The sequence below is a fragment of the Pandoraea sp. PE-S2T-3 genome, assembly GCF_002179965.1.
GTDB lineage: Bacteria > Pseudomonadota > Gammaproteobacteria > Burkholderiales > Burkholderiaceae > Pandoraea.
This window is the reverse complement of record NZ_NGUQ01000037.1, coordinates 44366-56382: the sequence shown is the minus strand read 5'-3', so window position 1 is coordinate 56382 and position 12017 is coordinate 44366. Positions and strand designations below refer to the sequence as shown.

At 66.0% G+C, this 12017-nt stretch carries 3 protein-coding genes; all 3 read right to left on the bottom strand.

Going from position 1 to position 12017, the window contains the following annotated elements; translation table 11 throughout:
- Positions 1-2: 2 nt before the first annotated feature.
- From CDV46_RS22675 to CDV46_RS22665, 3 genes are read right to left on the bottom strand one after another with little or no spacing between them, the layout of a single operon-like run.
- On the bottom strand, positions 3-3728 hold the full coding sequence (locus tag CDV46_RS22675; protein ID WP_087725126.1) for a hypothetical protein: 3726 nt from the start codon (positions 3726-3728) through the stop codon (positions 3-5).
- Entirely contained in the window at positions 3686-5878 is a 2193-nt protein-coding gene (locus CDV46_RS22670; protein ID WP_087725123.1) for a hypothetical protein, read from the bottom strand. Before CDV46_RS22670 ends, CDV46_RS22675 begins: the two co-directional genes overlap by 43 nt.
- Complete coding sequence (locus CDV46_RS22665) at positions 5875-11715, bottom strand: hypothetical protein (protein WP_087725122.1); 5841 nt, start codon at positions 11713-11715, stop codon at positions 5875-5877. The genes CDV46_RS22670 and CDV46_RS22665 overlap by 4 nt, the downstream gene beginning before the upstream one ends.
- Positions 11716-12017 lie beyond the last annotated feature (302 nt).

Below are 12017 nucleotides of genomic sequence, written 5' to 3'. Positions count from 1 at the left end.
CGCTATTGCCCCCGGCTCGGATGCCAGCCCGGGGGCGGATAGCGCCGCCAATCGGGCATGTGCAGGAGAATGGCACCATGCCGGTAATCGTATGGCCCCACGCCCGGCAAGGTGTCGTATTCATGCGCGGCGTCGAGCGCCTCGGCCGCATTGTTGAAGTCGATGTATTTGAGGCAGCGCTCCCCGGCACGGGCGCGATACACGTCCCGCCACGTTGATTCGCTCACCACGTACCCGACCGAGGATTCGCCCTGTCCCAACGTTCTCGCCGCGAACAGATCCACCACCACCCGGCAGGGTGCGCAACCCGGCCGCAACTTGCCGTTGGCCTTCGCCTCAGCAATGACGATGAAGGACTTGTCGGGCTTGCATTGCCACGGCGCAGACCATGACAGCAGGATGCGCACCTGCGCATTGCGCACGTCATAGGCGCCAAGTTGCAGCCGGATCTGCTCGAGCAGGTCGGGATCGCCACCATCGGCGTGCCGCTGAAATGCGCGATTGACGATCGGGAAGCGAGCCAGTTCCTGAAGCAGTTGCCCGCCATCGAGCCCCCCTTCGCTCACCCACGCACAACGCGGCTCGGAAAAGACCCCCGGCACGTCGCCCTCTGCCCACAATCCGGCCGGCCCGCCGCCCACCCACGCGATGCCGTCGCGCGTGAACCGGATCAAATCGTTCTCCCCCGCGAGATCGAGACGCTGCAACCGGAGCGCGGGAGCGGACTCATTGGCGGTACGATCCCACGCGGCCACCGTCCCGTTGCCCAGCGTGATCATCTCGTACAGGAGTTCAGGCCTCGCGTGGTACGCGCTCGATTCGCCGACGAACAGGCGATAGCCCGGTGCAATGGCGCAAAGCGTCTCTTTGTCGGTGATCTTGACGAATGCCCGCACCGAACCGGACATTCTCCGCTCGGGCATGCCCCGGCGAATCTGTCCCAGCGTCGCGGAGATCGCGGCCGCGAATCGGCCGTTTCTTGCCGCGCGGCCGGCAACCGACATCGCATACCCGAAGGCGTCGTCGTCGATACCGGATTCGACCAGTGCCCCGATGTCGCCGTGAGCCAGATGCCAGGCGTAGTGCGGCAGTTGTTCTTCGGCAAACCGCCGCGCAAACGCCGCCGTCTGTGCCAGTGTCTTGCTGCCGGGAAGGCGGCGGAAGGCGTCGGCCGCGAAGCCTTCGATTCTCTGCCCGAGGAAGTGGGCAAACGGCAGATCGGGGCCGTTGTGGCCCCCGGGCGCCTCGCGATCGAACGCGTAGATGTAGGGCGGGCGCCCCCCTCGTCGCGGCCCTGGCCCCCGCAGCATTTGCACCACATCGAGCAACGCGTCCCTGTCGGCCGGCGCCAGCACGATGGCCGCGCAAGCCACGAGATACAGCATGTCGTCCGCACTGTCGTCGCGTGCACATCCGCGGCGAACACCGGCCCGGCAGCGCAAATCGGATACCAGCCGGTCGCGCAAGTCCTGCGAGAGTCCGCTGTGCCGGTCGGCGCCGACCGGGAAGTTGATCTGCACGTCGTCATCCGCAACGTCACGCCCCTCGCCGTCGTGCAGCAAATGCGAAAAACCGAAGCGGTCGTATTCGCTCAAATGATGCGACACGAAGTCCTGCAACTCGGGTTTCCCAACCGGCCGCCGGTCGCCCCGCCACGTCAGCACCTCACCCGTCGTGAGCGAGAGCAGCAGGTGCTCGCTCTCACTGGTCAGCGCCACCACGCCGTACAGCGGCACCTCTCCGAGGCAGGCAGTTCGCGCGCTGTCGTTGCCCTGCACGTGCCGACGGGCCATGTCCTGCTGCCTCCTCGACAACTGCGGCATATGCCAGAGCAGCAAGCCGGTTTCGATGCGCGCCAGCACCGCCGCCATGGCGATGGCAAACGCCGGCGTAAGCCACGCCTTGGTCACGACATCGCATTGCTCCCACAATTGCTCAAGCGTGATCGAAGCCGGGGCATTGAAGATGATGGCCGGCGCCCGCTGCGGCGCAGTCGCGGTACTCGTAGCGTTGGCGGCATCAGTGGCGTTAGGGGCGCTGGGGGTAGTCGTGGCGCCGGCGGTATCGGTGGCAGTGGTCGTGACAGTGCCCCCGCGATCACTCCGCCACCGCGTGACGATCTCCGACCACTGGCGCACCGGGTCGGCAAACATGCGCTCCCATGGCCGTCTTTCCGGCGTAGCGGTCTCGCCGATGCCGATCGCCGTCGGGTTCGAGCCATCGCCCGGTGCCGCCTCGGTTGTCGCGTCGGACGGTGGCCGGCTGCCGGGCGAGCCGGCCTGCCGTGGCGCGTCGCTGGTCGATGCCGGCACCCGCCGGGGAATGGTCGTGTCGGGCATGGGAAGCGCCGGCACCAGTGCCCGAATCGACTCGTCGACGAAGATTTTCAGCGTCTCGCCGTCCGATTCCACCTGACCGTCGAGACCGAACGTCAGAATGCCGGCATGCATCGTCTCGTCGGCAAAATCGAGCAGTGCAAATTCTGTGGGCAACAATGCGTTGTTGTCGTTGATGCTCTTCCCCACGATCCTGCCCGCGCCCAAGGTCATGCCCGCCAGAAACATCGTCTCGTCACTGCCCACGAACGCGATCGGAAAACCCGACGGCAATCGCAACAGCTCGCTATACGTCGTCACCTGAATCAACCCGCTGCCCAAAAAGCCCCATGGCAAGCCGTCCATGACCGCGACCGCCCGCTGACTCGTCAGGTAATCGATGCTGCCGCTCTCGGAGCGCAGCCGGGCAATCGTGTCCCACGGCAACTCCGACACTCGGGATGTCCTGCCCCCGGGCACCGACGCTTCGCGCACGAACCGCTGGACACGTTCGTCCTGTAGCGAAAGCGGCCGCTTGCCGTCATTGGGCGGCGAATTTACGATGGCTTCGCCGCGCTTGATGATGTCGCGTGCCGCTGTGCCCGAGTAGGAGAATGCCGCGCCGACGACGCGCGACACACGCGTATCGCTCGGGATGAAATTCATGACCAGCATCATCCCGCCGAATTTCAGATCGCTGTGGGCCTTGCGTAACTCACGCAGATCGGCGTGTTCCGTGCTTTGCGCAATCGACATGAGCGACGCCACCCCCGAGCCGAGCGAGCCACCGAGCACAATCGGCGCGATCAGCGGTGCACCGGGGAACGCACCGAACAGCAGCGGGAAAAATGCCCCCGAGGCCTGCAACATGGCCTGCTTCACCTGCTCCCAGTCTCGCTGTTCGCGCGCCGTCTTCGTGACGATCTTGACGTCGAGGTTGTCTCGGAAGCACCGCATTTCTGCGGCCCACAGTTGCTCCTGTATCGCTTCGCTCGGGAGAAACTTGAAATCGGCGTCGAAATAGTTCAGCGACAACATGAACGAGCGCAGCCCGGGGTTCAGCGCAAGCGCGAGCGTTTTCGCCTCGTCGTCGGCGGACGCCGGGCCCCCGGGGCTCGTCCGGCATTGTTCTGCCTGCATGGGCGGCGGGCCGATGCGAAAATACAGATCGTCGATGCGCATGGGGTTTTCGAGCCGCTCGCGCTCGATGATCGACAAATGACTGCGCATGAAGTCCCGAAACGGCGCGGTCGTCTCGATGCTGGTATCCCACCAGAACCACGTCCCGTGCTTCACCGAAATCAATAGCGCAGACGCGCCGTTGTCGTGCACCGCAGCCATCAGACCTGCCACCACACACCGTTGAAATGTCACCAGTTGCAGGGTTTGCGTCGCATCGACCCCGCCCCCCATTGCCTTGCGACGGGCCCGCTCTGGTCGTCGGTGATGGCCGCTTTCGCCTGCATGACCACATGAAACGCGCGCGCATTGACGTACTGCGAGAACGCGGCAATGGCGGCCGGGGAACCGCTCAGACGACTGAGATGCTCGTTGTCTTCGTCATACAGCGCCTGCCGGAAGGCATCGCTGTCGACGGTACGCAGCACCTCCGCAACGTCAGCGTCATCGCCGGACACACTCACCGAGGTGACGCGGCGGCTGCCGCCGATTTTCAGAAACTCCTCCCGAAAATGCTGACCGAGCGCAACGTCGCGCAGCGAAAACGTCTTGTAGGTGTGCATGGCCCCGTACCCCACTCCATAGCCCACCCCGCCGACGGGAAAGGAGTTCTCGACAAGGCTCACGGTGAGCGGCGCGTCCAGCAACGCCGGGAGGTTTGCCGGTGCGCTCCCATTGCCCAGCCGGGCGAGCGCATTGCCCAACAGCAAGGCGGCATACGTTCGGGCTCTGGCGTCGTAGCCGGCATCTTCGTCGGCCCATGCCAGCCACTCGTGGAGGGTGAGTATCTGGTCCAGCGTCAGCCTGTCTTGCAGGCCGTCCGAAGGTTCGGCGCGCCCGCGACGATAGGCGTCGACCGACAACCTGTTGTCGATCGGGACATCACTTTCCAGCCACGACCGGGTCCGTTCGTACGCGTATCGGGTGCCGGCCAGCACCGTCGCGACGCTCAACCCGACAACGCCCGCCTGTACCGCGCGAAAGCTCGGGCCGCGGCGGAACACGGCCCCCATGACCGCTGAGGTGGTGGCGATCGTGGTATCGAGGAGCGGATCGCTGACGCTGGCGGGCGATTCGGCATCGGTGTGCGTTTGCGCCGTGACGCCGAATGCCGGTGCGCGGCGCGTCGCGTTACCGGCGACATGATCGATGCCCACACGCAACCGGCCCGACGCCTGCCGGTCCCACGCATCGAGTTGCGCGCGCCAGTGGGCGACTCGCTTGTCATAAGGCTCGGTCGATACTTCCTGCGCGCCGCCCCACGGACACAACAAGCCGATTTCGTGCGCCAACGCCAGCACGGTTCTCAATACCGGCTCACTACCGATACGCTCGGGCGCATTCTGCCGCCGGTCATTCTCCCGTGCCGCTCGCTCGAGATCGCGCATGGGCAGCCGGGCGATCACACCGGCGACCGTCTCGCCATCGCTGCGCGCGGCCAGCCTGCGACGGATCGTACTGGTCAGGTGGAAGAAGTCGAGCCGTGCGTCGGCGCCCTCGAGCCGCAGCATCAGCGCCCGGATGTCGGTGCCCCCCAACGCCGGCAACGTGAGTGCGAGCGCCGCCTCGAATCTGGCCCGCTCGGCCGGGTCGGCCTGACGGCGCGACAGTCGTGCAACGGCCTCGCCCGATACGGCGACTTCCAGCGCGCCGGCGCAAGTGGCAGCCAGTAGCGGCGCACCCACCGCGCCAAGGGTGTACGCGGCCACGCCTCCCGCCGCCCATAGCACCCCGCGCCGCACCATCCCGCCCATGCCGATCGGGTCGCAGCGACGGTCGTCATCTACGGTGTCCGTGCCCATCATGTCGTGCCACATGAGGACAGCCATGTCCGGTGCGTCGCAAACGATCATCGGCAGCAACTCGATCATCGGCCGGACGTCGTCGTGCCTGACGTCGGCCACCCGGCCACCGCACGCCGATGCCATCAACGCATGACACAGTGCGCCGCCGGGCAATCCGTCGTCGCCCCAGTCGACACCGCCCGCATGCCATACGCCAAAGCGTGCCCCGTCGCGGCAAATCAGCAGGTGCAGGCCACTGACGGCCACGGCGGCGGCACGTGGCGTGGCGATGTCCAGACGCTCAATCATGGCCCCCGACTTGTCGACGATTTCGAGCACCCCGGCAACGCGCAACCGGCCGCTCCCTGCCAGCAGCCTCGGCGCGAGTTCGGCAGCGAGCACACCCCAGCGCGCCGGTTGCGCGAGTAACCAGTAGACGACCTGCGCGCGCCACGCCATGTTGTGCACGATGGGCGGTGCCGGCATTTGCACGCGCCCGGCCCAGCACTGACGCTGCCGTGCCGCGGCATCGGCGGGGGTGTCTGCGCCATGCAGTTGCCAGTGGGTGCTGCGTCCTGCCTCGACGATGACAGGATTCATCGCCGGTCCGGGTGCCAGCCCGGTGGCGGGTAGCGACGCCAGTCGGGCACGCTCAGGAGCACGCCGCCGTGCCGGTGGTCGTAAGGCCCCACGCCCGGCAAGGTGTCGTATTCGCTGGCCGCTTCAAGCGCCTCGGTGGCATTGTTGAAGTCGATGTATTTGATGCAGCGATCTCCCGCGTGCTGGGCGTACACCGCCTGCCAATCCGCCTCGCTGCTCACATAGCCGACGCGCGACACCCCCTGTCTGCGACCCAGCACGCGTGTCGCAAACAGGTCGACCACGACGAGGCAAGGCGAGCAACTCGGCTGTAGCTTGCCGTGCGCCTTCGCCTCGGCAATCACCACGAACGACTTGTCGGGCCGGCATTGCCATGGCGCCGACCACGACACGAGCAGGCGGAACTGAACGTTGCGCACGTCGTAGACGCCCATTTGCAGTCTGATGAGTTCGAGCATCGCCGGATCGTCGGCATCCATGGGTTGTTGAAGCGCCCGGTTGACGATCGGAAAGCTCACCAGTTCCTTCAGCAGTGACTGCCCGTCGACCGCCCCGTGGCTCACCGGCGAGCAACGGGGCTCGACAAAGACCCCCGGGGTACCTCCCTCTGCCCACAGCCCGACCGCCTCGCCGCTGATCCATGTCAGTCCCTCGCGAGTGAACCTGATCAGATCGTTCTCTCCCGCAAGATCGATGCGTTGCAACCGGCGAGGTGGTCCCCCGGTCGTAGGACTACGATCCCATGCAGCCGCCGTCCCGTTGCCCAGGCTGATCATTTCGTACAACCTCCCCGGCGGTTCGGCCAGCAATGCCGCTTCGCCGAGGAACAACCGATAGCCGGGAGGAATCGCGCGGAGCGTGCCGCTGTCGGCGATCTTCAGGAACGCCCCGCCGGGACCGTGCGAACGGCTCTCTGGCATGCCCTTCAGAATTTGCCCCAACGTGGCCGATATGGCCGCCGCGTATCGTCCATTTCTCGCCGGACGGCTGGCTTCCGAGAGTGCGTAGCCGAATGCATCGTCGCCAACCCCCGATTCGACGAGCGCCCCGACATCGCCGTAGCCCACATGCCACGCGTAGCGCGCCAGTTGTTCTTCCGTAAAAATGCGTGCGAACGCGACGGTCTGTGCCAGCGTTTTGCTACCGGGCAGGCGCCTGAACGCATCGGCAGCAAAGCCCTCGATCGTCTGCCCGAGAAAGTGTGCAAAAGGCAGATCTAAGCCGTTATCGCGGCTTGGCGCAAATTGGTCGAAGGTATAGATGTGCGGCGGATGCCGGCGTCGACGACCGGCCGTCCCATGCACTGCCTGCACCGCGCCCAGTAATGTGTCTCGGTCGCCTGCCGGTAGTACTTGGGCGGCATATGCCACCAGATACCGCGTGTCGTCGTCCATGCTGCCGTATCGTGCGCATCCCCCGCGGACACCGGCCCGGCAACGCAAATTCGACGTCAGCCTGTCGCCAATATCGCGCGCGACGGCGGCGTGCTTGTCGAGCCGCGTGACGAACGTGAGGTGCGGCGAATCCTCCCCGACGGTGCGCCCCTCCCGAATGTCCAGCGCATGCGAATAGCCAAAAAGGTTGAACTCGCTGAGGTGCCGCGCGATGAAATCCTGCAATTCGGGCTTGCCAACGACCGCGCGATCGCCATGCCATAACAGCACCTCGCCCGTGGTGAGCGATAGCAGCAGGTGGTCGCTGTCGTTGCTGAGCGCGACAACGCCATGCAACGGCGCGTCGTCGAGCTGCGCCGTCATGAGGCTGTCGTTGCCCTGCAAGTGCCGCCGCACCATGCGCTGATGCGCCACGGGCAATTGACTCATCCGCCAGAGCAGCACCCCCGTTTCGATGCTGGCCAGTACCCGCGCCATGGCGTCGGCAAAGTCCGGTGTCTGCCACTGTTTGAGAAAGGCCTCGCTCAGTGCCGACACGGCTTTACGCGCAATGGTCGCGGGCGAGTTGTAGGTGATGGCCGGCACTGGGGGCCCATCGGCAACCGGCGTGCCGGCACGCCAGCGGGCAACGACGTCTGTCCACAGGCGTACCGGGTCGGGAACGGGGCCATCCGAGGCTTCTCCCGAATGTCCGGAAGGTCCGGATGGGCGCGTGGCATTCCCCGATGCCCCCGTTCGATTGCCGGCGTCATCCGGCACGAGCGTCGGCCGGATGCCTGAGGGCCGGGGCCGGCCTGAAGGCCGCGACGGCCGCGTGGGCCGTGGTGCGAGTTGCGGAATCGTCACGTCCGGCATCGACAGCGGAGGTACCAGTTCCCGAATCGATTCATCGACGAAAATCCGGATCGTCTCGCCGTCGGAGTTGACACGCCCATCGCTGCCGAAGCTCAGCACGTCGGCATGCATTGCCTTGTCGGCAAAGTCGAGCAGTGCGAACTCGGTAGGCAGCAACGCGTTGTTGTCGTCGGCGCTTTTGCCCATGACCCTGCCCGCTCCCAGCGTCACGCCGGCGAGAAACATCTTGCCCTCACTGTCTGCGAAGGCGATCGGGTATCCCGGCGGCAATTGCAACAGTTCGCTGAATGTCTTCACCGGCACCAGACGGCTGCCAAGAAACCCCCAAGGCAATCCATCCATCACGGCCACGGCGCGCTGGCTCGACTGATAGTCGATCACACCGCGCTCGGAGCGCAGCCGGGTAATGGTGTCCCACGGCGACTCCAGCGCTTGCGGCGTCAGTGCGCCCGGCATCGAAGCTTCGCGCACCAGCCGTTCGGCACGTTCGACCAGCAGCCGGCGCCGGCGCCGTCCGCCCGCAGGCGGCGCGTTCACGATGGCCTCGCCGCGCGTGATGATTTCGCGTGCTGCGGTGCCCGTGTAGGAAAACGCCGCCTTCACGGCGCGCGATACCTGCGTATCGACCGGCATGAAATTCGTGATCATCATCAGGCCGCCGAACTGCAACTCGCTGTGTGCCTTGCGCAAGTCCCGAATGTCCGCCTTCTCCGTGCTTTGTGCGATCGATAACATCGACGCTACGCCCGCACCGACCGAGGTACCGAAGACAATCGGTGCGACCAGCGGCGAGCCCGGGAAAGCACCGAACAGCAACGGGAAAAACGCACTCGATGCCTGAAACATGGCCTGCTTCACTTGCTCCCAATCGCGCTCGTCGCGGGCCTGCCGGGTCACGATCTTGACGTCGAGGTTATCCCGGAAGGCCCGAATTTCCGCCTGCCACAGTTGTTCGTGAATGGCATCGCTGGGGAGGAATTTGAAATCGGGATCGAAGTAGGTCAACGACAGCAGGAACGTGCGCACGCCGGGGCTGAGCGCAAGCGCCTGCGCCTCGTCGAGTTGGGGCTGCGGCTCGGCCACGCTGACACGGCACAATTCCGGGACCTCAGGGGGCGGGCCGATCCGGAAATACAGATCGTCGATACGCAGCGGGTTTTCGAGTCGCTCCCGCTCGATGACCGACAGGTGGCTGCGCATGAAATCGCGAAACGCGTCGGTTGTCTCGACGGTGGCATCCCACCAGAGCGAGGTGCCGTGCTTGAGCGAAATCAACAACGCGGAGGCGCCGTTGCTGTGCACTGCCGCCAGCAGGCCCGCCACGACACACTTCTGGAACGTCACCAGTTGCAGTGTCTGCATCGTCTCGTACTCGGCCGCCGATTGCGTGGCGATCGGTTCGCTTTGGTTGTGAGATGCCGTCGACATCGCCTGCATGACCGTGTGGAAGGCCCGTGCGTTGATGTACTGCGAGAAGGCACCGATGGCGGCCGGGGACCGGCTCAGATCGTTGATGTGCGCGGTGTCCTGATCGTATAGCGCCTGCCGGAAGGCATCCGTGTCGACTTCACTTAACACGCTGGCGACGTCGGTGGCATTACCGATCGCGTTCACCGAATTGACGCGGCGGCCACCGGCGATCTTCAGAAACTCTTCGCGGAAGTGCTGACCGAGCGCGATGTCCTGAAGCGTAAAGGTCTTGTAGGTCAGGAGTGTTCCGTGGGGCACGCCGTAACCCGCCCCGCCCACCGGAAACGGAGTCTCGCGATACCGCACGACGACCGGCGCCGACAGCAACGCCGAGAGGTTCGCGGGCACGCTGCCGTTGGTGCGCCGGGCGAGTACGTTGCTGAACAATTCCGCGGTGTAGGCCGCCGTCATGGCCGCTTGGTCGGCCTCGCTCTCTTTCCAAAGCAGCCATCGGCTGAGCGCCAGCAACTGGTCGAGATTCAGGCTGTCCTGCAAGCCGCGCGACGCCTCGGCGCGCCCATGCCGGTAGGCTTCGCCCGGCGTCAGATCGTCGATGGGAACATCGCTTTCACGCTGTAGCCACGCCCGGGTGCCTTCGTACGCGTATCGGCCGACGGCAAGGGCGGTCGTCCCCGCGAGTCCCACGCCGGCCAACTGCACCGCGCGCGATTGCGCCCCCTGCCGTAACGCCGCGCCGATCCCGGACGACGTGATGGCGATCGCCGCATTGAGCAGTGGATCGGTGGCGTCGCTGGGGGTGTCACTGGTGTCGCAGCCGTTCGGCAGGTCGACCGCCTCGTGCGCACTCGCCGTCACACCGAATGCCGGCGCGTGTGCGGTCGCATTGCGCGCCACATGCACGACAGCGGCGCGCCGTTGCGTCGACGCTTGCCGGTCCCAGATGTCGAGTTGGTGGTTCCAGTGCGCGACGCGTCTGGCATAGGGCTCGGTGGAAATTTCCTGCGCGTTTCCCCATGCTCGCAGAAGCCCGCTCTCGTGTGCCAGCTCCAGCAGCATTCGCAATAGCTGCTCACCACCCGGGCGGCTGACCGGCGCGCACGCTCGCGCGCGCCACGCGTTCTCCCGTGCGGCCCGTTCGATATCGCGCACAGAAAACCGGGCGATCACGTCGCCTGCCGTCTGGCCGGGTGCGCGCGCCGCCAGTCTGCGGCGCAGCGCACCGGTCAGATGGAAGAAATCCACGTCCGCGCCGGCGCCTTCGAGCCGCGCCATCAGCCCTTTGATGTCGGCGCGCGCCAGCGGCGGTAACGCGAGCGCCAGTGCCGCTTCGTATTTCGCCCGCTCCGCCGGGTCTGCGCCGGCGCATGACAGACGTACCACGGCCTCGGTCAATGCGATAGCCTCCAGCGCGCCCGCCGATATCGCGGAAACTGCCGATATCGCCGTCAGCCCCGGCGCACCGCCAGCCTCCAGCGCGTACGCTGCCACGCCGCCTGCCGCCCAAAACAAGCCGCGCTGGAGCATCGCGCCGGCCGGCATCGGCACGCTGTCGCAACGCGCCTGCGTGGGCTCGCTGCCCATGAGTTCCTGCCACAAGGCGACGGCCGTGTCGGGGGTATCGCAAACGATCGCGGGCAGCGACTCGATCATCGGCCTGACATCGTCGTCCGCCACGCCGGCGACATCGCTCCCAGTCACCGTGGCCACCAGCGCGTGGCACAGGCCGCCGTAACGCTTGCCCGCGTCGGGCCAATCGACGGCACCATTGCGCCAGACACCGAAGCGATCACCGTCACGGCAGAGTTGCAAGCCTGACCCGGCTTCAACGACTGCCCCCTGAGGCGTCGCGGCGAGCTCGATTCGTTCGACGCTCGCGCCCGATGTGTCCAACATCTCCAAGATGCCGGCGATACCGGTCCGGCCGCTGCCTGCGAGGAGCCGAGGCGCCAGTATGGCGCCCAGCACGCCCCAGCGTTCCGGCGCTGCCAGTAGCCAGAACACCGTCTGCGCACGCCAGTCCATACCGCGCACCGACAGTGGCAACGGCAGGTGTGCCTGCGCTTGCCAAAGGTGGCGCAGGCGCGCTGCCGCATCGGCCGCGACCTCTGCCCCCTGCAATTGCCACGCAGGACAGCCGCGCGTCGTATCTATCCGCATATGAGCTCCTAACAAACGGGTCAGGCAGGCCCCTCCCAAGCGTGCCCACGTCACGCCATCGGTGTCCGCAATTCGATAATTCGATGCCAATCTTCTGGCGGGTGCCGGCTTGGGCGCTGTCACGTTTCGCTCATCGCCGCAGTCCGGCGTCTGCCGGCACGTGGTTTGCGGCAAAGCCCCATGCGTCCTTTCCACTCACCGTTGGCGCCGGAGTCCGCCCCGCGTAGCGGCAACCCGGTAGAATGTCGGTCGCGCCCGCGGTGTGCGCGCCGGAAACCGGCCCGCGACATGACACACGCCAG

Excerpts from the sequence above, each read along its gene's own strand:
- CDV46_RS22675 (WP_087725126.1), bottom strand. The coding sequence starts at position 3,728 with ATGGGGGGCGGGGTCGATGCGACGCAAACCCTGCAACTGGTGACATTT.
- CDV46_RS22670 (WP_087725123.1), bottom strand. The coding sequence starts at position 5,878 with ATGAATCCTGTCATCGTCGAGGCAGGACGCAGCACCCACTGGCAACTG.
- CDV46_RS22665 (WP_087725122.1), bottom strand. The coding sequence starts at position 11,715 with ATGCGGATAGATACGACGCGCGGCTGTCCTGCGTGGCAATTGCAGGGG.